The organism is Pedobacter cryoconitis, assembly GCF_014200595.1.
GTDB lineage: Bacteria > Bacteroidota > Bacteroidia > Sphingobacteriales > Sphingobacteriaceae > Pedobacter > Pedobacter cryoconitis_C.
In genome coordinates, this window is sequence record NZ_JACHCG010000001.1 from 2,630,586 (window position 1) to 2,653,348 (window position 22,763).

20 protein-coding genes are annotated in these 22,763 nt (G+C 39.4%); 11 read left to right on the forward strand and 9 right to left on the reverse strand.

Features of this window, described 5'->3' with window-relative positions; genetic code table 11:
• Positions 1 to 4: 4 nt before the first annotated feature.
• Entirely contained in the window at positions 5 to 1,201 is a 1,197-nt protein-coding gene (locus HDE70_RS11265) for a macrolide family glycosyltransferase (RefSeq protein ID WP_183890110.1), read from the forward strand.
• On the opposite strand, the gene HDE70_RS11270 is transcribed toward HDE70_RS11265, so the two are convergent.
• On the reverse strand, positions 1,202 to 3,517 hold the full coding sequence (locus tag HDE70_RS11270) for an ABC transporter permease (RefSeq protein WP_183890112.1): 2,316 nt from the start codon (positions 3,515 to 3,517) through the stop codon (positions 1,202 to 1,204). It abuts the gene before it with no gap.
• 292 nt (positions 3,518 to 3,809) lie between these two features.
• Here HDE70_RS11270 and HDE70_RS11275 point away from each other — a divergent pair, with 292 nt between their 5' ends.
• On the forward strand, positions 3,810 to 4,130 hold the full coding sequence (locus HDE70_RS11275) for a hypothetical protein (RefSeq protein WP_183866804.1): 321 nt from the start codon (positions 3,810 to 3,812) through the stop codon (positions 4,128 to 4,130).
• Between the two features lie 45 nt (positions 4,131 to 4,175).
• Here HDE70_RS11275 and HDE70_RS11280 read toward each other — a convergent pair whose 3' ends face one another.
• The gene (locus HDE70_RS11280) at positions 4,176 to 4,616 is read right to left on the reverse strand and encodes an NUDIX hydrolase (protein WP_183890114.1); all 441 of its coding nucleotides are present in this window, start codon (positions 4,614 to 4,616) and stop codon (positions 4,176 to 4,178) included.
• Positions 4,617 to 4,697: 81 nt separating this feature from the next.
• Between HDE70_RS11280 and HDE70_RS11285 the strand changes: the two genes are divergently transcribed.
• Complete coding sequence (locus tag HDE70_RS11285) at positions 4,698 to 5,219, forward strand: hypothetical protein (protein ID WP_183890116.1); 522 nt, start codon at positions 4,698 to 4,700, stop codon at positions 5,217 to 5,219.
• Between the two features lie 237 nt (positions 5,220 to 5,456).
• Here HDE70_RS11285 and HDE70_RS11290 read toward each other — a convergent pair whose 3' ends face one another.
• Together HDE70_RS11290 and HDE70_RS11295 are read right to left on the reverse strand one after the other, a co-directional pair.
• Positions 5,457 to 6,689 carry an RtcB family protein gene (locus tag HDE70_RS11290; protein ID WP_183890119.1) on the reverse strand — a complete coding sequence of 411 codons (1,233 nt, stop codon included), beginning with the start codon at positions 6,687 to 6,689 and terminating at the stop codon, positions 5,457 to 5,459.
• 13 nt (positions 6,690 to 6,702) lie between these two features.
• Entirely contained in the window at positions 6,703 to 7,797 is a 1,095-nt protein-coding gene (locus HDE70_RS11295; protein ID WP_183890121.1) for a slipin family protein, read from the reverse strand.
• A 716-nt stretch (positions 7,798 to 8,513) separates the two neighbouring features.
• Between HDE70_RS11295 and HDE70_RS11300 the strand changes: the two genes are divergently transcribed.
• The 6 genes from HDE70_RS11300 (at position 8,514) to HDE70_RS11325 (ending at position 16,827) form a co-directional block, all read left to right on the forward strand.
• A complete protein-coding gene (locus HDE70_RS11300; RefSeq protein WP_183890123.1) occupies positions 8,514 to 9,524 on the forward strand; it encodes a helix-turn-helix transcriptional regulator in 1,011 nt (336 codons plus the stop codon).
• Between the two features lie 44 nt (positions 9,525 to 9,568).
• Positions 9,569 to 10,879, forward strand: coding sequence for a metal-dependent hydrolase family protein (locus tag HDE70_RS11305; protein WP_183890125.1), 1,311 nt, complete (start codon positions 9,569 to 9,571; stop codon positions 10,877 to 10,879).
• 121 nt (positions 10,880 to 11,000) lie between these two features.
• Positions 11,001 to 14,147: a glycosyl hydrolase gene (locus tag HDE70_RS11310; RefSeq protein WP_183890126.1), complete on the forward strand. Its 3,147-nt coding sequence runs from the start codon at positions 11,001 to 11,003 to the stop codon at positions 14,145 to 14,147.
• A gap of 105 nt (positions 14,148 to 14,252) precedes the next feature.
• Positions 14,253 to 14,975, forward strand: a complete 723-nt coding sequence (locus HDE70_RS11315; RefSeq protein ID WP_183890128.1) for a glycosyltransferase family 2 protein — start codon at positions 14,253 to 14,255, stop codon at positions 14,973 to 14,975.
• 101 nt (positions 14,976 to 15,076) lie between these two features.
• Positions 15,077 to 15,880 (forward strand): class I SAM-dependent methyltransferase, encoded by an 804-nt coding sequence (locus HDE70_RS11320; protein WP_183890130.1) that lies wholly within the window; start codon positions 15,077 to 15,079, stop codon positions 15,878 to 15,880.
• A 209-nt stretch (positions 15,881 to 16,089) separates the two neighbouring features.
• Positions 16,090 to 16,827 carry a class I SAM-dependent methyltransferase gene (locus tag HDE70_RS11325; RefSeq protein ID WP_183890132.1) on the forward strand — a complete coding sequence of 246 codons (738 nt, stop codon included), beginning with the start codon at positions 16,090 to 16,092 and terminating at the stop codon, positions 16,825 to 16,827.
• A 3-nt stretch (positions 16,828 to 16,830) separates the two neighbouring features.
• Here the strand turns inward: HDE70_RS11325 and HDE70_RS11330 are convergent, their stop codons facing one another.
• On the reverse strand, positions 16,831 to 17,922 hold the full coding sequence (locus tag HDE70_RS11330; protein ID WP_183890134.1) for an aldo/keto reductase: 1,092 nt from the start codon (positions 17,920 to 17,922) through the stop codon (positions 16,831 to 16,833).
• A 142-nt stretch (positions 17,923 to 18,064) separates the two neighbouring features.
• Here HDE70_RS11330 and HDE70_RS11335 point away from each other — a divergent pair, with 142 nt between their 5' ends.
• Positions 18,065 to 18,655 carry an O-methyltransferase gene (locus tag HDE70_RS11335; RefSeq protein ID WP_183890136.1) on the forward strand — a complete coding sequence of 197 codons (591 nt, stop codon included), beginning with the start codon at positions 18,065 to 18,067 and terminating at the stop codon, positions 18,653 to 18,655.
• A 17-nt stretch (positions 18,656 to 18,672) separates the two neighbouring features.
• Here HDE70_RS11335 and HDE70_RS11340 read toward each other — a convergent pair whose 3' ends face one another.
• Positions 18,673 to 19,215: a GAD-like domain-containing protein gene (locus HDE70_RS11340; RefSeq protein ID WP_183890138.1), complete on the reverse strand. Its 543-nt coding sequence runs from the start codon at positions 19,213 to 19,215 to the stop codon at positions 18,673 to 18,675.
• A gap of 173 nt (positions 19,216 to 19,388) precedes the next feature.
• On the opposite strand from HDE70_RS11340, the gene HDE70_RS11345 reads away from it, so the two are divergent.
• Complete coding sequence (locus HDE70_RS11345; RefSeq protein WP_183866794.1) at positions 19,389 to 19,811, forward strand: VOC family protein; 423 nt, start codon at positions 19,389 to 19,391, stop codon at positions 19,809 to 19,811.
• Between the two features lie 54 nt (positions 19,812 to 19,865).
• Here HDE70_RS11345 and HDE70_RS11350 read toward each other — a convergent pair whose 3' ends face one another.
• From HDE70_RS11350 to HDE70_RS11360, 3 genes are all read right to left on the reverse strand, one after another.
• The gene (locus HDE70_RS11350; RefSeq protein ID WP_260160379.1) at positions 19,866 to 20,336 is read right to left on the reverse strand and encodes a RidA family protein; all 471 of its coding nucleotides are present in this window, start codon (positions 20,334 to 20,336) and stop codon (positions 19,866 to 19,868) included.
• Between the two features lie 93 nt (positions 20,337 to 20,429).
• On the reverse strand, positions 20,430 to 20,993 hold the full coding sequence (locus HDE70_RS11355; protein WP_183866793.1) for a Crp/Fnr family transcriptional regulator: 564 nt from the start codon (positions 20,991 to 20,993) through the stop codon (positions 20,430 to 20,432).
• Positions 20,994 to 21,085: 92 nt separating this feature from the next.
• Positions 21,086 to 22,714 carry a dihydroxyacetone kinase subunit DhaK gene (locus tag HDE70_RS11360; protein ID WP_183890140.1) on the reverse strand — a complete coding sequence of 543 codons (1,629 nt, stop codon included), beginning with the start codon at positions 22,712 to 22,714 and terminating at the stop codon, positions 21,086 to 21,088.
• Positions 22,715 to 22,763 lie beyond the last annotated feature (49 nt).

Here is a 22,763-nt window from a genome sequence, read left to right on the forward strand (position 1 = left end):
AACCATGTCAAAAGTATTATTTTTAAGTATCCCCTCTCACGGACATATGAATCCTACACTAGGATTAGCCACAGAGCTGATTCGTCAGGGAGAAACAATAACATTTTTCAGCGCGGAAGAGTTCAGGGCAACAATTGAAGAAATTGGTGCCGAATTTAAATGCTACAAAGAAGATTTAAACCTGTTTCAAAAAAAGTCTTCCGGAGGTCTTGCCGCAGCTTTTCTACAACCTGAAAAATTCATCTTTGATCTTCTGGAGCAGATCAAAGACTATAAATTTGATTATATAGTTTATTCCGCAGCTTATCCTTATGCGCATGTAATCGCGCAGATCTTAAAAATTCCGGCAGTCTCCTCATTTGCAGTTTTCGCTACACTACAAGAGCTGCTTCCTAAACATAATTTAACGGAAGCACCTTTAAGCAAAGGCAAAGGGCCTATGGGTATGAGTCCGGAAGTGATGGAAGGATTTAAGGAAGTAAGGCAAAGCTTAATCGATCAATACCAGGCAGAAATAGCTGAAGATATGTTCCAGCTTTTATTTAACAAAGGAGATCTGAACATCATTTATACCTCTAAATACTTTATCCCCCATCTTGAAAACTACGATGACAGTTATATTTTTATCGGGCCTCCTGTCTACAATAAGAAGTATACCGTAGAATTCCCATTTGAAAAACTGGAAGGGAAAAAGGTTATTTATATTTCCATGGGTACGATTTTCAGCAATTATTCCGCAGAACTTAACCAGCTGTTCTTTAAAAGCTTTGCAGACTTTGACGGTGTGGTGGTAATGGCCGCTTACCAGGTAGACATTTCCTTATACGAGATCCCTGACAACTTTATCATCAGGGAGTATGTCCCACAGCTGGAAATATTGAAATACACTACAGTTGCCATCACGCACTCGGGAATGAACAGCATTGGCGACTTATTGTATCACAAAGTTCCCTTTGTCGCTATCCCTTTAGGCGCAGACCAGTTTTACCTGGCTAACAGAGCGCAGGAATTAGGTGCAACAATTGTTCTTGATATCAAGAACCTCACTACGGAGCTGTTAAAAGACGCCGTTCAAAAAGTACTCACCAATCCTGACTACCTTAAGAACATCAACAAGATCAGCGATTCCTTTATTCAGGCTGGTGGTTATGAAAAGGCAGCTGATGAAATTTTCAAGCTAAAAAAAGAAAAAGGAATATAGTTATTCATATTTCAGTGCATCAACCGCGTTAGCTTTTGCGACTTTAAAGCTTTGCAAACTCACAGTTAACAAGGCAATACCTAACGATAGTATTGCAGCGGCAATAAAAGGCCCTGCAACTATTGAAATCTTATAATCATAACTTTTCAGCCAATTGTTCGCAAAGATAAAGGCAACCGGAAAAGCAATGATATTCGAGATGATGACCAGTTTGATAAAATCTTTATTCAATAAGATCAGGATACTTTTCAGATCAGCACCCAGAACCTTTCTGATGCTGATCTCCTTTTTGCGCTGCTCAGCCATATATAATGCCAGTCCCAATAAACCCAGGCAGGAAATAAAGATGGCAAATCCACCAAATAAATTAGACAATATACTCAAAAGCTGTTCACTTTTCAGCTTGCTCTTCAAATCCTCGGCAACAAAAGTCAATGTTGACGGATAGGCAGGATTAAGCCGCTGACTAAGCTGTTTGATCGTACCAATAGCAGCACTTAAGTTCATATTCGAATTAACATTCAGGATTAAAATATTACTTTTTTTCACGTTATAATAAAAGAAAGTAGGAACAGCCTTTCCGCCTATAGTTTCATTGGAATAATTTTTAATAACTCCCACAATAGTTAAAGGTGGATTATCCCCCCAATGCACAATTTTTCCTACCGGAGACTTCATACCCATTTTTTCTACTAAGGCCTCATTGACTAAAACGGAAGTCGATGTATCAGCCACAAATTCAGGAGAGAAATCTCTTCCCTCGAGTATCTTTGCCCCTATGGTCTTGCTAAAATCATAACCAATTGTTCTATAATTAATTACAGACTGATCATTGGCAGCTTTACCGGGCCAGTTAAAGTTACCGGTAATAGAACCATCACTCGTAAAAGACTGTGCAAATTCCGTTACAGCTGTAACAGCTCCTGATTTCTTCAGTTCAGTTTTAAACAGTTCTAATTTTTCCGGTTTTCTCCACTCTCCTTCTAAATTAAGTTCAATCAGGTTATTTTGAGAAAAACCAAGTGGCTTATTCCGCATAAACTGAATTTGAGAATAAATAATTATAGCGCAGATAATCATGCAAATAGAAAGGCTGAACTGAAGCACTACCAAAATCTTACGAATTGGTAAAGAAGAACGTCCAACCCCTGTTAAACCTTTTAAAACTTTTATCGGTGTAAATGAAGACAGGTAAAATGCAGGATAACTTCCGGCAAGCAGCCCCGTCGTTAAAACCAGTATAGCTAAGGTAAGCCAGAAAGGATAAGTATCATAACCAATCTTCATCGTTATATCCAGCAGGTTATTAAAATAGGGTAAGCACAATTCCAGCACTCCAAAAGCAACAATTGCAGCGATCAGCGAAAACAGCATGGACTCAATAAAAAACTGCCCCATTAAACTGCTCCTGGTAGAGCCCAGTGCCTTGCGGACACCTACCTCTCTGGCCCGTTTCTCTGAACGGGCGGTTGACAAGTTCATATAATTAATACTTGCAATCAGCAATACACAAAAAGCCAGGAAAGAGAATAATTTCACCTGATCTATTCTGCCTCCGGAGGCTTTACCATTTGTAAATTCATTATAAAGATGATACTTTGCGAATGGAAATAGAAAGGCTTCCAATTGAGTTTTCGGGTCATTTGCTTTGATCAATTTTCTCATCCCCGCATCTGCCGCCTCAAATTGATTGTTATCTTTCAATTTAACCAGCATGGCGCAAGTAATAGATCCCCAGCCATTGTTCTTATTGTCAGGATGTTCCTGCTCAAAAAATGCCCAGCTTAATAAAGCATCATATTGAAAGCTTTGATTTTCCGGCAAGTCCTCAATCACTGCCGATACATTCAGCAATCTTCTGTTATCATATTTTATAGTTTGCCCAAGTGGATTTTGTTTCCCAAATAATTTGCGGGCAGTTGATGCCGTAATAACTACGGATTCTGGCGTATGGAATGCAGTAGCTGCATTACCATAAATGAACTTTTGTTCAAATATTTTCAGAAAAGAAGGATCTACAGAACGTGCATCCAGCTTGTAATTTTCCCGATTATGGCTAAATAGCTTATTGTAATCACCTCCAAGGTTCATCCGGCTCACCAGTTCTACTCCTGGCAAATTCTGTAATGCGGCGTCAGCAAGTTTGTTTGGTGTAGCAATAGAAGTAGCCAGTCCTTCATTAATATTAATGTTTACCCGTGTAATATAGGTACGGTCAATCGCAGCAAACTGTTTGTCATATCCCCATTCATAGCTTACATAAAGCAGCAGCAGTAAACAACAAGCCATACCAATGGCCAGTCCACCAATGTTCATTAGGGAAAAAAGTTTGTTCTTTTGAATATTTCGTAAGGCAATTTTGAAGTTGATGAAAAACATAGCGGTAATTTTTCCGTAGCAAGTCTAATTGTGTGCCATTGTAAAAATATCAAATAAAATACGCTGAAAGCTTATTTAAACGTGTATTTATAATTACCCCGTTCATTATCGGACAGTTCATGTACACAACTGAACAGTAGCTGAAATTATAAAGATATTAATGCAGTTAGCTGTAAAATAATAAAGTAACTATTATAAATAGCATAATTCTGGTATATTTGCCCCAATTATGGGTTACGCAAAAGAAAGAGGAAAGCTTGAGAAGCTATTAACAAGAATCGTTGGTTTAACTACTTATGATGAGAAAAGTTTAGCTAATCTCGTTGACAGCCATGAAAAATATTCACATACTGTCAGGATATTAAAAAACAAAGAACCTGATACATTCGGTGATTTATACAAAAATGAATTACAAGAAGTAAAAGAAAGTAGAAAAGCAGTTAAGGAAAGTGATTCAGATGAAACACGTCAGCATAACTTTATCGCATATAAAGATTCAATCGTAAATGCTTTAGAGAAAACTATCAAAACTACATTGGAGACTTTGTAATCAAATAAAGAAGCCGTATTCCTAAAGTTTACGGCTTCTTTATTTTTAAACTATCTGCTTAAAGTTACTGGTCAGCAAACCATCCTTTTCCAGCTTTGTAAAAAGCGTCAATACCCCCGGAACCTGTGCAGGTTCTTTCAAATAGGTTTCCAGGTCGAAATAACCAACCTCATCAATCTCATTACTGGCTTCTATTTTTTCCGTCAGGTCGTAAATAAAACAATCCTGTTCCATAACCAGGTTATTTTCCTCCCCGAAAGCCGGTGCGGTGATATGGCAATAAAATGTTAACAGGTCCGGATTCATTTTGATATCCAGTTCTTCATAGATCTCTCTTTGAATGGCCTGATGTGAAGTTTCTCCGCTATCAATCTTTCCACCCGGAAGATACCAGGCTTTTTTATTACCACTAAAAGCTAAAAGAATTTTTCCTTCTTTAATAACAACTAATCCAGCAGTATGCAGTGTTCTGATTTCTTTATTCATTAACTAATTTTTATTCTCGCCTAATTTAATGTATTTCAGCTTAAATTAGCCAGAAAACTACAATCACAAATGGATATTGTTATGGAAAGAATACCTTGCAAAGAATGCGGTGCATTGATCCTGCCTGCTACATACGAAAGAAATGCTGGTAGCTGTGCCCTATGCGACAGGGGAATAAAGATGGAAGCTTGTGAAATATGCGGCAAAGAATCATCCGTACTCTCTACTATTAGAGGCAAGAAAACTTGTCTGAAATGCAATATGAAACTTTCAGTCCGGATAAAAACACAGTGGAAAAACGTATGCAGTACCATTTACAATGCGTTAGATATCAAAAGTTTACAAATCAAATCTTATCCCGATTTTGAAGAGGTTTTCACGCAATCAGAACTTAAAGGGTTTTACTACCCACTTTGTACTGTTAGTTATAAAAACAAGAATACCAATCAGAATTTGACCTTTCATATCGTATCCAGTAATGGGCTTTGGCTTGATGAAGGCAAAACCACTCCTGAACTAAATAACAGCTTCTCAGTCTTACCCCATTTAAAAGCACCACTCATAAAGATTTCTTCACGCCTTATAACCACAAAAACTTCTTAGGGATTGGTGAAGAAATAATCATCAATGAAAAATACTTTGACTATCCGGCACAACTGCTACAGAAAACTCCTGTTGGCGCATGCTGGGCAGACAAATATTTCCAGGATGAGCACAATACTTTCACATTTTATGATCCTGCAACATCCCTTGTATATTTTATAAATCAGAATTCATAAGTATATATAAATGGGGTAAGAAACCAGGTCAGCACCTTACCCCATTAAAAACGATAATTTTTCAATCCTCCCGGCTGCCATCATCCGCCATGCGAACCATTTTTGGCTCAAACCGTGCAACTACGTTAACCAGTTCTGTTTGAGCGGCCATCACTTTATTGATATCCTTATATGCTCCCGGCGCCTCATCAAGACCAGCACCGATCAGCATCACATCATGCGCTTTTAAAACAGCCTTCATTTCCTCACGGGTGATGTTTTCAAACGCTTTTTTACGGCTCATTTGTCTTCCGGCACCATGAGAAGCCGAGTACAGCGCATTCACCTCTCCTTTCCCTCTCACCAAAAATCCTGGCGCAGTCATACTCCCTGGGATAATTCCCATTACCCCTTTACCAGCAGGTGTTGCTCCTTTACGGTGCACAATCAACTCTTCGCCGTTCAGCGTCTCTTTCCATGCAAAATTATGGTGATTCTCCACTTTAGCCAATACTTCTGCACCAATAGCCTTAGTTAATCGTTCATGAATAACCTCGTGGCAAGCTGAGGCGTAGTCACCCGCTAAATTCATAGCTATCCAGTATTCCATTCCAGCCTCACTGTTTAAATCCAGATAGGCCAGGTTTTCAGCTTCCTTCGGTAACCTGCAAGGCTCTTTTGCCAGTTTCGTATAATGATTGGCAACAGTTGCCCCAAATCCCCTTGAACCAGAATGAGTTAACAAGGCAACATAACGCCCCTTTTCTATATTCAAAATTTCGTCACGCTCAGCAAATTCTATAATTCCCCACTCCGCAAAGTGATTTCCACCACCAGAAGTACCTAATTGCCCATAAGCCTTGTCAAACAATCCCTTTAGAAAGCGGGTTGCCCCAAATTCATTGCTATCCAGCACAGCGTGTTCGGCCCTTTCATCTCCTTTAAAGCTTTGTCCTGCTCCAAACTTAGTATGGGCAATCAATTCACGTTTGTATTTCGCCTCATTCCCGAAATAGTTTTCTCCCGGAATGTCAAAAATACTCAGTGCCATTCTGCAACCAATATCCACACCAACCCCATAAGGAATAATCGCATTTCTAGTAGCCAGCACCCCGCCAATTGGCAATCCATAACCTTGGTGTGCGTCGGGCATTAAGGCCCCCGCAACACTGACAGGCAATTTCATGGCAATATCCATTTGTTTTCTTGCCCCTTCTTCTATATATTCTTCTCCATAAATAGCATAGTCAATCTCATTCTCTACTAATGCTATAATTTCACCGGATGCCGTAACATCCTCTTTTATATTTCTCATTTTATTTCTTTAATTATTTGACGAAGATTTGCTTTAACTGATCTACCAGTTGTCCGCTTCCGGATAAACTGATATTATTGATCTTTTCAGCAATCTTCTCCACGTATTCCATTTCCTTCAATTTGTATAACATACTGTTATCTTCCATCAGCTTCGCGGTATTCAGCAAACTTCTTGTAGAAGCCGTTTCTTCCCTCCTGGTAATCAGATTGGCCTGAGCTCTTTTTTCAGCAACTAAAACCTGGTTCATGATTTCCTTAATGTCACCGGGTAAGACTATGTCCTTCACACCACTGTTTATCAATTTCACACCTAAAACATCAAACTTTCCGGCAGTCATAGTCATTACCTGTCCGGCAACTTTTTCTTTGCTCTCCATTAATTCGTCGAAACTCATCATACCAATACACTCTCTTAAAGCAAGCTGTATAATGACATACAATTGTTTATCAAATTCTTTATTCTCTATCAAAGCTTTGACAATGTCAATTACTTTATATTGAACATTGAAGTTTACCCTTAACTGCGCCTTATCCTTTGTCAAAATCTCCTGTCCGGTAATTTCCATATTCAATTGCCTCATATCCGATTTAAAAACCTGGATCAGTGTACTATTTTTCCAGTAAACATAATTCCCTGGTTCCAGTATTCTTTCAAATTTACCATCGATAAATAATAACGCTTTTTCAAAAGAATCAACTTTATAAGCGCGGATATAGTTTAATAAAGGCACTTTTTCCAGCAAGTTTTTATCAATTGCAGCATCTATTTCAATCTTACTGATATCCACTTTAACGAAAGTACAAGAAGATAAACCTTTCCAGATTGCATGTCTGCCAGCAGCTAGTACAGACTTAAAGTTATGATGCTGATAAACCAGCGCCAATTCATTATCATTTACGTCTACAACATCAACCAACCCGGCAAAATCGCCGTTTTGTAATAATACATCTAATTCAATTTTGGAGCTGTAAGCCACTCCCATGTTGTTTATTTCGATGGTTTCTCCAAAAAACAACCAGTAATTACCCTCAGTTAATACTCTTCTTAATCTTCCATTTTTAAATACCAATCCAACAAAATTGGTATATATCGTTACTTTTTTCATATGTTGATATTTACTATTTAATTAATTCTATGATAAAGCACTGCAAAAGAAATTCATCTTCTTTCTGCGGAAGTAAATGGAAAAACAACGTTTTTAACAATGAAATTGACTTTCGACATTCAAACATTATCCTTTGGGACAACCTTCTGAATGTTTTTAAGCAATCTGATTTTCAAATCCCTTCTTTTTCCTTGTTTACTTGCAAAGCAAAAATCAAATTGCTACCAGGTATTTTAAACACCCTTCAGCCAAATGCGATTTGCAGCGCTTTTATTGAGATTTGAAAAGTTCTCGTCTTTGGTGGTGGGCTTTCGCCCTTCAATGCAATACCATTATGCGATTCCAATAAATTGGAAGCAGGATTCGAACCTGCAAATTGGAGTTGATCATCCATTCCTTGTCAGTATATTATTCTGCAAAGCATTTAATACTATGGGGCTATATCGAAACCCGCAACTGTGGACAAGAAGAAATGATACTGTCTTCACCATCCGGCGACATTACAAAGATGCAGGCAGTAGTACGCAGTATATTTGCGTAGTAAAAATTAATACCCAACTAAATTATTAATTCACTGTAAAACAGAACAATAAAATTCAAAAAGAAATAACAAGAACCACAAATCAAATCAATTACGCAAATACACTGCGCAGACAAAATCACAATCCCTATATTTAACATTTAAATCATAAACTCCTTTTTGAATTTTCTGTCCTATGGCTATCAATAAACTCGCTTTAATCCGTTACAAAACAATTGATGATTGCTTAAAGAATCGTTTTCGCAAATGGACACTCGAAGACCTTATTGAAAAAGTAGCCGGCACACTTTATGAACTCGAAGGCATCACCACAGGCGTGAGTAAACGTACCATACAAGCCGACATTCAGTTAATGAGAAGTGACAAACTAGGTTATAACGCACCAATCATCGTCAAAGACAGGCGTTTTTATCTTTATGAAGACACCACTTACAGTATCACTAAAGTCCCGATAAATAATACCGACGTTGATAAGATGAAAGAAATTGTCGGCGTTTTAAAGCAGTTTACTGCTTTTAACTATTTCGATGACATGAGTGATATGATTGTGCGCCTGGAGAATAACCTGAATAAATCAACTAAACAAAGCGGTAATAACATTCAGCTGGAAAGCAATAACCTGGTTAAAGGGCTAACCTGTATCCCGCCTTTATACCAGGCAATTCTGAATAAACGTTCTCTTTTAATCGAATATCAGTCCTTTAAAGCATTGCAACCTCAACAAGGAATCTATTATCCTTATCTCCTTAAAGAATACAGGAACCGCTGGTTTGTAATTGTAAAAGCTAAGAAAAAGCCTGATTTACTGACACTTGCCCTCGACAGAATTATCGAATTTCAGGAATTACCTCATGAAGAGTTTGTGAATTACGAGGGAATTGATTTTGACCGTTATTTTGAAGATCTCCTTGGGGTAACGAAAAGTAAAAACGACCGTGCCCAGAAAGTCATCCTGGAATTTGAAAATACGCACGCCCCCTATGTAATTACCAAGCCTATTCATCAATCTCAAACCGTACTCAGCAAAAGTGAAACAGGGACTATTTTCCGTATAGATGTAGTGCTCAACTTTGAACTGGAACGGGAGATTTTAGGTTTTGGTGAATGCGTGAAGGTTTTATCTCCCCGTTTACTGGTGAACAAGATTAAAAGAAGACTGGCCAAATCCGCTGCTCAATATGAATAAATTTAATTCATATATTGCTGCTGGTAAACCAAATACGATTATATATGATTCAATTCCGCGTAAAAATCATCACGCTAACTTTGTTAATTTTATCATTTAACAGCTTTGCACAGCAGCAAAACGATTCAGTAAAAGTGATTAAGGCAGGCCACCTGATTGATGTAGAAAAAGGGATAACACTAACCAATCAACTTATTTTAATTGACCATGACACCATAAAAAGCATTGGCCCTGATCTGACTATACCAATTGGTGCAACGATTATAGACCTGAGCAATGCAACAGTGCTGCCCGGATTGATTGATTGTCATACCCACCTGACCTTCCAGCCCGGAGATAATTATTATGAAGATATTTTCAGACGGACACCAGTAGACCTGGCTATGGTTGCCCCTATTTATGCAAAACGCACATTAGAGGCCGGGTTTACAACCTGTAGAGACGTAGGCGCCTCAGCCTTCATCGATGTTTCACTAAGAAATGCAATCAATCGCGGTGATATACCCGGCCCCAGACTGCTGGTTGCCACCTTATTTATTGGCAGTACCGGTAGCCATGGTGACCTGAATGGATTTTCACCCTACCTGGACTGGATAGGCCCGAAACAAATGACTGGTGTAGCCAATGGCGTAGAAGGTGTACGTGCCCAAGTCAGGTACAATATAAAATACGGTGCCGAAGTGATCAAATTTGGTGCAAGTGCAGGCGTACTCACAGAAGAAGCAAGTGTGGGTGCCCCACAATTCTCACAAGAAGAAATGAATGCAATCGTCGAAGAAGCTCATTTATGGGGACTGAAAGCCTGTGCACATGCACACGGTACAGTCGCTATAAAAATGGCCATTAAAGCTGGAGTAGCCTCTATAGAACACGGCAGTTTTCTCGATGACGAAGCCATACAAATGATGAAAGCACGCGGCACTTACCTGGTTGCAGATATTTATAATGATGATTATATACTCAGTGATTACGCAAAACACGGTACCCCTGAAGTTATTATCAATAAAGAAAAGCTGGTCGGTAAAGCACAACGGTTAAGTTTTCAGCGCGCAGCTAAAGCAGGTGTAAAAATAGCCTTTGGTACAGATGCAGGCGTTTATCCACACGGCTGGAATGGCAAACAGTTTAAATACATGGTGAAATTTGGGCTGACCCCAATGCAGGCTATACAAGCAGCTACCATAAATGCGGCAGATCTGCTGGGTTGGAAAAACAAGGTTGGTTCTCTGAAAAAAGGTAAATACGCCGATTTAATTGCACTAAAAGATGATCCGCTTCAGGATGTCACTCTATTGGAGCAAATCCCTTTTGTAATGAAAGGCGGAACTATTTATAAAAATGAACTGAAAAAATAGAGCAGTGATACACGCTATGCTTACTAAATTGGTTTTCACCTTCCAAATATTTCTACTGTGTTTGCTATTATTTGCTTTTAGTGCATTTAAAGCACATTCACAGCCTGAACCTCATGATAGGATGGCTGCACTGGAAATGGGATTTCATCAAATTCCAGACAGCATTCAAACTAGTGTTTATTGGTATTGGGTTTCTGGAAATATCTCCAGAGAAGGTGTCATCAAGGACCTTGAAGCCATGAAAAAGGTAGGAATTAACCGTGCATTTATTGCAAATGTTACCTGGGGTGAAAAAAATGCCGGGCCAATAAAACTGTTTACAGCAGCATGGTGGGATATTCTGCATACCGCATTAAAAACAGCTACCAAACTAGGTATCGAAATAGGCATATTTAATTGTCCGGGATGGAGCCAGTCGGGCGGTCCATGGGTTAAACCAGAGCAGTCTATGCGCTATCTTAATGCCTCAGAGATCACGATTACAGGCCCGGTGTTAATCCATCAAAAACTTGAACAACCTGATGCTGTTTTTCAGGACGTAAAAGTGATTGCTTACCCCGCGCCTAAAGATTACAGTACAGACATCCGTGAGGTGAAACCTCAGCTTAACTCTATTCCCGCATTAAAAAACCTTAACAATTTAACAGACCACAACGAAGAAACGATTCTTTCTCTCCCAGATACCAGGCCTCTGTTACTGGATTTTTCCACAGAAAAACCATATACAGCCCGAAGCCTGGTCATTTATACAGCGCATAAGCCTACCCGCCTGGAAGGAGCTATCCAGGTAAAGATTAACGATACCTATCAAACCATAAAACATTTTATCATAGACCGTACGAATCCGAACTTAAAGAATGGTTTCATCCCTTATGGCCCTGCTACGATTTCAATTCCCGCTACTACCTCCAAAAATTTCCGGTTGATATTTACGGCTTACACAGCAAATAGCGGAATTGCGGAAATTAAGTTCTCGTCTGTACCTTTAGTAGAAGACTATCTGGAAAAAACACTGGCAAAGATGTGGCCTGACGGTTACGTTTACTGGCCTGCCTATCAATGGCAACCACAACCAGTGATTAAAGACAAGGCATATGTGATTGATCCGGATAAAGTTTTAGACATTTCAAAGTACATGTTAGTGGATGGTACGCTCAACTGGCAGGTACCAGCAGGAAAATGGATCATTGAACGGAGCGGAATGACACCGACGCAAGTTCATAATGCACATGCCAGCCCCGAAGGGACAGGACTTGAAACCGATAAAATGAGTAAAACGCATATTGCTGCTCACTTTGACGCCTTTTTAGGAGAAATCATCCGCCGTATTCCTGCACAAGACCGCAAAACGTGGAAAGTGGCTGTTGGAGACAGTTATGAAACTGGCAGCCAAAACTGGAGCGATCAGTTCATAGCTGAATTTAAATTGACTTATGGTTACGACCCGCTTCCCTATCTTCCGGTATTTCGGGGGAAGGTTGTTGGCAGTGCAGATGATTCAGATCGTTTTTTGTGGGACGTGAGACGTTTTATAGCCGATAAAGTAGCGAATGACTATGTAGGCGGGCTTAGAGAGGTCAGCCATCAAAATGGATTAACTACCTGGCTGGAGAATTATGGTCATTATGGTTTCCCCGGAGAATTTTTACAATACGGAGCGCAATCTGATGAAGTGAGTGGTGAATTCTGGAATGAAGGGATCAAAGGGATCATAGAAAACAGAGCTGCTTCATCCTGTGCACATATTTACGGAAAAACTAAAGTTTCCGCTGAATCTTTTACCACTACAGATCATTATTTTATGAATTATCCGGCTACACTGAAGCAGCGTGCCGACCGGTCTTTCACAGCAGGCATCAATAACACCCTGCTGCACGTTTATATCCAGCAGCCTGACGATGATAATATACCAGGAATGAATGCTTATTTCGGAACTGAATTTAACCGCAAAAACACCTGGTTTTATGATATGGATGATTTCTTAAAATATATCAAAAGATGTAACCTGCTCTTACAGCAGGGAAAATATGTAGCAGACGTTGCTTATTTTATCAGTGAAGACGCACCAAAAATGACAGGGATACAAGAACCAGCCCTTCCAAACGGTTATGCATTTGACTATATCAATGGAGAAGTGATTAAAACCCGGTTAACGGTAAAAGATGGTCATCTGGTGTTACCTGATGGAATGCAATACCGGCTCCTGGTTTTACCAAAATTGGAAAGTATGCGCCCGGAATTGCTCACAAAGCTTAAAGAACTGGTCAGCAAAGGTGCCGTAATTTTAGGTCCCAAACCATCCAGGTCACCAAGTTTACAAAACTCTGGAAAAGCAGACCTGGAAATTCAGCAACTGAGTGCTCAGCTTTGGGGGAATATCAATGGCTCTACCATCAAAGTTAATCATTACGGTAAAGGAATGGTAATTGACGGGATGAATCTGGAAGATGCTTTAAAATTGGTAAACACTATTCCTGATTTTAAAACAGCTATTACCGATTCTGTACTTTTTATACACAGAGCACTAGAGAATGGCTCAATTTATTTCCTTTCCAATCAAAAAAATAAGTCCATACAGTTCAATCCGGAATTTCGTGTTTCAGGAAAAACTCCTGAACTATGGGATGCCACTACCGGTAAGGTACGCGACCTTCCTGAATATACTCAAACTGCTGAATCTACTAGCATACCTTTAAAATTAGCACCTTACGAAAGTGCTTTTATAGTCTTCAGAAAAGATGAAAACACTAAAAAAAAGGACCACTTCAATTATCCGGAATTAGTCAGGAACATACCTATTAAAGGCCCATGGCAGGTCAGCTTCGATGCTAACTTGCGCGGCCCATCCAAACCTGTCATCTTTAAACAACTAGAAGACTGGGCACAAAATAAAGAAGCGCTTATTAAATATTATTCCGGCCCTGCTTACTATCATCATAGTTTTAAACTATCAAAAGTTAAAAATGAAGAACGTGTACTATTGGATCTGGGAAATGTGATAGCAATTGCAAAAGTTAAAGTTAACGGAATAGCTATTGGTGGATTATGGACTGCTCCTTACAAAATCGATATCACCAAAGCATTGAAACCAGGCCTAAACAAACTGGAAATCAAAGTAGTCAACAACTGGATAAACCGGTTGATCGGGGATCATAAATTACCCGAAAATGAAAGAATAACCTCAACTTATTATGACTGGTATGATGCCTCTGTAAAACTGCAACCCTCAGGATTAAAAGGACCAGTAAAACTTGAGATTGTTAAGTAATCCGGCAATAAATTGGGACTATTGACCCTAAATTATTCTTTAGGATTGTCATAATTTAGAAAATAGTTTAACGCTAATGGTTTGGTTAAACTTAATTCATAAAATATGGCATCAGAAATTACGGAAATTGATATTGTTATTTTAAGTTATGCACAAACAGAAGAATTAAAGCAGGTTACCAGGAATTGCCTCACCTCTTTAATGGCCTCTGAAGATCCTGAATTGATTAAATTCAATATCATTGTCGTAGAATCCCAAAAAGATTTAAAACCTTTTCAATACGAATACGGGCAAACTGTTTATCCGGATCAGCCATTTGGTTACAATCGCTATATGAATATTGGTATTGCAATGACCTCAGCGCCTTATATCTGTTTATGTAATAATGATCTGCTTTTTCATCCGCAATGGGCAACCGAAATCCTGAAGCCTTTCAAGACCTATTGGAACCTGTCCAGTGCCTCTCCAATGTGTACAATTCATCATACCAAATTGGGTATGGAAACAAATATTGGATTACTGCAAGGATATAGAGAACGCGTAGAGGTTTCGGGCTGGTGTCTTTTCTTTAAACGGAGTATGTTAAATGTAATAGGTCATATGGATGAAAATTTCATATTCAGGCATGCCTCTCATGATTATACGCATTTACTTTCGGCATTAGACCTAAGACATGTCCTGGTTACTTCTTCTCTGGTAGATCACCTGGATCACACGACTTTGAATAAACAGGAACCAGAGCGTTTTAATCAATTAATGTGGGAACAGGATGTCTACTATGAAAAAAAATGGGGCTATCGTCTGGGTAGAAAATGGCAAATATTTTAGGGTCATCTGACCCTAAAATAAGCTGTCAATCCACGCTAAATTGCTCATGTATTCAAAGGGTTTGCAGCAGTAATTAAAAATAAACACTAAACCATATCAGTATGAATAATAAACTATATAAGGAGTTTGCAAGTTATTATGCAGATGTAACCAACGACAGAGATTTCAAAAACCAGTTAGAGGTCATACTGGCGACTTATGAACCAGGTAGACCCTGCAAATCTTTACTGGAACTATTCGCTGGGCAATCCTTTCACAGCATAGAGGCGCAAAAGAATCATGGTATCGACGTTTGGGCTATAGATTCAAGTATGGAGATGAAGCGGCTTGCCATAGCTGAGGGATTTCAAAACCCCGAAAAATATATCGTAGCAAATCTCCCGGAAGCCATGTTAAGCATTGAAGAAACAAAATTCGATTGTATTACTTGTTTATATAATGGCTTGAGTAATCTGAATATGGAAGAAGTATTTATACTGCTTAAAAATTGCAAAGACAAATTAAACGATAGCGGTAAAATATTTATCGAATTGCATGACATCTTTTTAATGACAGAGTACCTTTCAAACCAACAGGTCCATTATACAGAAATAGAAAACTCCAGAGGTGAACTCATTAAATATGCATGGCCAAGCGGCAAAATAAGATGGGACCGTTACACCTATCGCGCAGAAGTTCCGGTACAATTCTTAATTCAAACTTCGCAACGCACCGATACTATAGAATTTACCTCTTATGATACAATGTATAGTACGGAACATATCGTATTTCTGGCAAACCTGCTGGGTTTAGAGTCGATGATCTATACAGAACATCCAGCCTGGGCGGCACTTTACCCGAATTCGGTTATTCTGCAATTGTCTATCCGTAAAGATCTTCTGAAACCCGCCGCCAATGATAAATAAGCTTTATAAGAAATATGCTGGCTTCTATGTGGTAGCAACTAACAACAGGGATTTCAAAAGTCAGCTGGAACTTATACTCAATTGATCCATTATGGGCTGCCAGCTTTCCCGGAGGATTAACCCTCTATCAATTTGCCTATATAGGAGCCCCATTTATGACAGGGCTCCTTGCTTTAGCATTAAAATAAAAATCTTAGCTTTGTTTCGTTATGAAGCAGAACAAATATGATGACCCCGGTTTTTTCGCCAATTACAGTCAGATGCCACGTTCAACAGGTGGATTAAATGCAGCTGGAGAATGGCAGGTTTTCCGCGCACTATTACCTGAATTGAAAGATAAAAAAGTTTTAGATCTGGGTTGCGGATTTGGCTGGCATTGTCGTTATGCAAGCGAACAGCAAGCAAGATCAGTTATAGGTGTAGATCTTTCTGAAAATATGTTAAAACGTGCCAGAGAAGGCACCTCTGATCCTGCAATTGAATATATTCAACTCGCTATAGAAGATATAAATTTCGCAGCTGAACAATTTGATGTGGTCATCAGTTCACTGGCCTTTCATTACGTAGAGAACTTCGAGTTGGTCTGCAAAAAAGTTAACCATGCACTTAAACCGGGTGGTTCATTTGTATTTTCTATAGAACATCCTATTTTCACTGCACTGGCCACACAAGACTGGTACCATGATGAAAATGGCAATCGTCTGCACTGGCCTGTTGATGGATATCAGGACGAAGGCCAGCGGACTGCCAGGTTTCTGGACAATAATGTGATCAAGTATCACAGAACTCTGGAAACGCATATCAATACATTAATTGATGCTGGGTTTCAAATTACAAGAATTTCAGAAGCACAGCCATCAAAAGAAGTGCTGGAAGAATATCCCGAGATGAAAGACGAAACACGCCGCCCTATTTTTCTTTTGCTAGCCGCAGTAAAGAATACATAAAATTTAATATACTTCCTGAAGACTTTGCGGCGCTAAAGGAAGCTTCAAAGACGTTACTCCATTTACAGTTGTACCCGCCTGTGCCAAATGTGCTGCCCGATTATTAATAAGTGCTAACGGGAAATTCAATACAGGCTTTGAAAGCTGATCCAATGATACAATATCATCATTTGATAAGGATACATTCAAAGACTGAAGATTTTGATCCAGCTGATTCATTGTACGTGTACCGATTATAGTGGAAGTAACTCCGGGCCTGCTCGCTACCCATGCTAAAGCAACGCTGGCCGGAGTAGTTTCTTTTTCCTTTGCAAGCTCAGTTAAGCGATCAATAATCTGGTAAGTATTTTCATCAAAATGAGTACCGCCTTCCAGACTATTTCTTCCGCTTTGGGTTTCTCCCTGATTTGCCCTTGTGTATTTTCCGCTTAAAATCCCCCCTCTCAAAGGGGACCAGGGCATCACTCCTAATCCAAGATCCTGTGCCATTGGAATCAGTTCACCCTCCACAGTTCTTTCCAGCAGCGAATATTCAATCTGAAGCCCCACAAAAGCAGACCAGCCACGAAACTGAGCGATCATTTGAGCCTGTGCCACCTTCCACGCAGGTGTGTCAGAAATAGCGATGTAGCGAACCTTTCCAGCGGTAACCAGATCATGCAAAGCAGACATCGTTTCCTCAATTGGCGTAAATGGATCAAAAGCATGCATCCAGTATAAATCCACATAATCAGTTTGCAACCTTCTTAGTGAATTCTCCAGAGAACTTATAATTGTTTTTCTGCTCGCACCACCCGCATTAGGATCGCCCGGATAAAGGTTACAGTAAAACTTAGTAGCAAGTACTAACTGATCTCTGCGCACATCTGCATGTTGTAAATAATCACCAATAATTTTTTCCGAGTGCCCTTTAGTATACATATTGGCAGTATCAATACTGTTTCCACCAGCTGCTATATGTTTTGACAAGATGCCTTCAGCATCCGCCGGAGCCGAACCCCAGCCCCATTCTTCGCCAAATGTCATCGTTCCAAGAGTAAGCGGACTTACTTTTAACCCCGATTTCCCAAGGGTCCTGTAATTTGTTAAATCCATTCTGTTTTGTTTTTAAGGAATTATTCCATAAATGTACCACAGTCCGGGATGCTGCCGTTTGCTCAAATCAAACAGATCATAGCAAAAATCAAACATTAGAAACCTTTTATTTATTTACCCAATTTTATATTAATTTGTATCTATGTTTAATGAAATATCTCCCCTCCTGCAAACAAGAATGCAGCAACTTGAAAAGATAGATTTTGCTGACCGTAACGATGGTACACCACGCAGCAAACGTTTAAGGCAGATCAACTCAGCTACAGGTAAATTTTTATCCCTGCTTGCTGTTAATCTGCCCGAAGGAGAAATCATTGAAATTGGAACCAGCGCAGGATATTCAACTTTATGGCTAGCCTTTGCAGCCAGAGAAACTGGCAGGAAAGTAAAAACTTTTGAGATTGATGCAGCTAAAATAAAACTTGCCCGGGAAACTTTCAGCATTGCCGGACTCGAAGATACCATTGAATTAATTCATGGAGATTTCTTTGCACATAGTGCAGAACTTGATCAGATTGCTTTTTGCTTTTTAGATGCAGAAAAGGAAATATATGAGCGCTGTTTCCAGGAAATTGCTTCTAAAATGGTGAAGAACGGCCTTATTGTCGCAGATAATGCCATAGATCAATATGAAGGAATTAAACCAATGATCAATACAGCTTTAATGGATAACCGGTTTGACTGCCTGACTGTCCCTATTGGTAATGGAGAGTTTATTTGCAGGCGCAAATAGCAACCATCTTTTAGCAATCACAACTGAAACAAAATAGTCAACTGAACCTGGCAATTTCCTTTTTGTACAGACTCAATACCCTCAGTACCCCCCAGTGCCAATGCCGGGGCAAAAAAGAAGATCTCATTTTGAGCAAGCTTTCCTTCTTTTTTGAGTGAAGCTTTAAACAACTCTGCTCTCAGTACTTCTTTAATAATATCATCATCACATAAATACCCGTTAAAAAAATCTGTCAGGCTCCAGACACAGGTTTCAATTTGATTATAATGCGGATCGAAAACACAAACATCCTCATCCACAGCTGTTAATTTCCTATAATAAAACAACTCTCCGAAACCACTGATCGCAATCGGAACATAATTTAGTGCTTTTCTGCCAACTGTTCTCTCCAGAGCATCCTGAAAATCATCCGGATTAATTACTTCTATCAGTCCGTCATTGTATTTACCCAATCCTTTTGTTCTCCATAATTCGATCATACTCGAAGGAAGGATATGCGCATACCGGTTAACTAACTCTTCATTAACTATTTCCGTATTTGAGGGTCGGTACTTTTCCAAAAAACCAGTCATTTCCATCTCAGTCGTTATTATTAATCCAACTACAAGATACCTGATTTCTTAGTCGCAAACAACCACCAAGATTGGCTAATTTATACCCTATCAAAACATAAAAATGCATTTATATTTGTTATACAACAATTCAAAACAAACACAATTTATAATCTAAAATCATGGCAGCAGTTAATCCTTATTTAAACTTTGACGGTAATACCGAAGAAGCATTTAATTTCTACAAATCAGTATTTGGCGGTGAATTTGATGTCGTTTCCAAATTTGATGCTATGCCGGAAGAATATCAGCCCGACCAAAGCGAAATCAATAAAATCATGCATATTTCCTTACCAATTGGTGGTGGAAGTGTTTTAATGGGCAGTGACAGGCCTAAGTCTTATGGGCCGATCAACAAAGGTGATAATGCTTATATTGCTATCAAAGCAGATAGTGAAGAAGAAGCCACAAAATTATTCAATGGTCTTTCTGCTGGTGGCGTAATTACTATGCCACTGGCTAAAGCTTTCTGGGGTGATTTCTTTGGAATGTTCAATGATAAGTTTGGCGTTCAATGGATGATCAATTATACTTATAACAGCTAATCATTTAACGTATAAAGCATTATCTTATTAAAAGATAATGCTTTATTTAACCCATTATTTCACCACTGTGGCTTCCAGTTCAACTTTTAAAGTTTCAAAAAGACTTTTGACTTCTAATAAAGTCAGTGCCGGCTTAACACCATTTTTCGCTATCCAGTCTTGAAAAACACCAAAGTGCGGCCAAAGTTCTGCTGTCGAAGTGGTATAGATATTTAAACGGGCTATTCCTTTGCATTCGTATCCAGCTTCACCAATAACCTTCTCCAGGTTCTGTAAAGCCAGAATTAATTGAGACTTCATGTCTTCGTTACTCGATACCCCATCCGCGCTGATAGCAGTTTGTCCTGAAACATAAAGTGTACTCTCTACATTTTTCACTTCAACAGCTTGTACATAACTGCGTTCATCCTGCCATTTCCAGGGATTAATACTTCTTTTTTCCATTTGATTTGTCTTTTGAGCCTGTGCCCATACTGGAACACTGGTTATGAATAGCAATGCTAAAAGTTTGCTGCTTTTTATCATAATTGCAGTTTAAAATTTCTACTGCAAAGCTCTTAATAACTCATGAAACAGACCCTTGACAAAACTCACGATTAAAAAGTGAGAAATGTCACACTAAGGAGATAACCGGCTTAAAGTTTCGCGCGAAACGCCCAGATAGGCAGCAAGAAGACTCTTGGGTACACGCTGAATAAGTGAAGGGTATTGTTTGAGTAACTGTTCATAGCGTTCTTTCGAATTAGACGTTAACCAGGATATGATACGCCGCTGCGATCCTATAAAACCAAAATTCGCTTTTTCAAGAAAGAAACGCTGCATCTTCGGTGAACCGTCACCTAGTTTTTTATAGTCTTCCAGCAAAAGACATAACACTTCAGTATCCTCAAGGCATTCTAAAGACATGGTCGCTTTAGTCTGTGTGAAGTAAGCATAATAATCGCTCTCCCACCAATCTTCCATCGCAAAAGAAACAACACGCTGCTTCCCCGTATCATCAGTATGTACCAGCTTTAAAAGTCCGGAAACCACAAAGTAAGAATACCTGACCTCTTCACCTTCCTGAATAAGGAATTGATGTTTCCTGAATTTTTTAACGGTAAAATGAGCAGACACAAAAGCAAACTCATCCTCACTAAGCGGTACGATTTTTTCTATATGTTCCCTTAGGATCTGATGCATTTTGAAGTGGTTATAAAAGATAGCCGCAAAGTTAAGGTATTCAGAATCTGATCCTAATATCAGGATCAGATTCTTTAGTAAACCATAGACATCTATTTCAGCGAAGCTATTTTTTCAAAAACTCTTGCAATCACTTCCGCACCAGGATCAGGGATATTTTTCAGCACTGCCTCAGAAAGGTACGAAGATCTTCCAAATTGAGTATTAGTGATTGTTTTAGTATATTCAGTTCCTTTGCGGGCCTGCTCAGCAGCAGTTAAAACGGATTTATTTTTAGCCAGCGCCTCAAAAGCAGGCTCTAAAGCGTCAATCATAGTTCTGTCTCCTACTTTTGCTCCACCGTAATCCATCACTTTCTGTAAACCCTCTAAAAGTGCTTTTCCCAGATCATGATCTTTAGCATATGTATTTCCCGCAGCCGTAAATAAAATTGACAATAAAACTCCGCTTGATCCGCCAGCTTCTCTCGATAGTATCCTGCCAATAGTAAGCAGCAACTTTCCAGTATCATCCAGCGGAAGTTTATCAACAACCAGTAGTAAACGTTTCCCTGCTAAAGCGAAAGTAGATCCCGCATCACCATCCCCTACCTTAGCATCCAGCCCGTTGATTTCTTTCTCTATGGCCACAAGCAAAGCACCTGTTTCTTCGATCAGCTGTTTAACTTTCACATTTGCAGAAGCTGCATACGGAATAGTTTCCGGAAGCTCAGGACTGCTGATTTCTGCTGGCTGCCCGAAAGACTGGATCTGCCATGCCGAAGGCTCTGCACCGGCCAATAATGCCTTTTCAATTTCTTCATTCAACTGCAATACTGAAACCGAGAAACCGCTCATATTAATAGAAGACATTAAAGCAGCAGGTCCGACCATATAATCAACTTTAGCCGCGAGGTTTGTTTTACGGAAAGAATTGACCAGCAAACTCATTTCGATAGGACTTACACTCCCCATATTGTTAAATATCATGGCATACCTTCCATTTGGATCAGGCAAATTAGCTTCCAGTTTTTCAATAGCCAGCGCCATTAAATGATCTGCCGGCGCATAAGCAATCACCTCTATTCCAGGCTCTCCATGAATACCTAAGCCTAATTCGACTTCCTGATCATTTAAACGGGAAGTTGTTTCTTGTCCCAGATGCTGACATTCAGTAAGTGAAAGGCCGATAGAAGCCGTACGGTCAATTACCTGCCGGGCAATTTCAGCGACCTCTGTTAATGATTTCCCTTGCTCCGCGAGTTCTCCGGCAATCTTATGCACAAATAAAGTACCCGCCAGACCACGTTTTTTAACATCCTGGCCGAGGGCGATATCATCATCAACGGTAACTGTTCTCACCTCATAACCTAAAGCCCGCGCCTGTTCTGCCGCTAAACCAAAATTAAGGCGGTCGCCTGTATAATTTTTGATAATCAACAAACAACCCTTTGGCCCGGTTACCGCTAAAATAGCTGATAACACAGCGTCTACAGTAGGTGAAGCAAAAATATCCCCGCATACCGCAGCCGTCAGCATTCCTTTGCCTACAAAACCTGCATGTGCTGGTTCATGACCAGAGCCACCACCTGAAATAACCGCTACTTTTGACTTGTCCCAGTCTTTACGAATGACTACACGTATCTCAGGAAAGGAATCTAACCTGGCTAACTTAGGATTCGTTAATAATCCATTGATAGCTTCATTTACAATCTGATCGGGTTCATTTATAAAAAATTTCATGATATCTTATATTTCGTTTGTGTATAATTCAATTCCCCTGAGAGTTTCC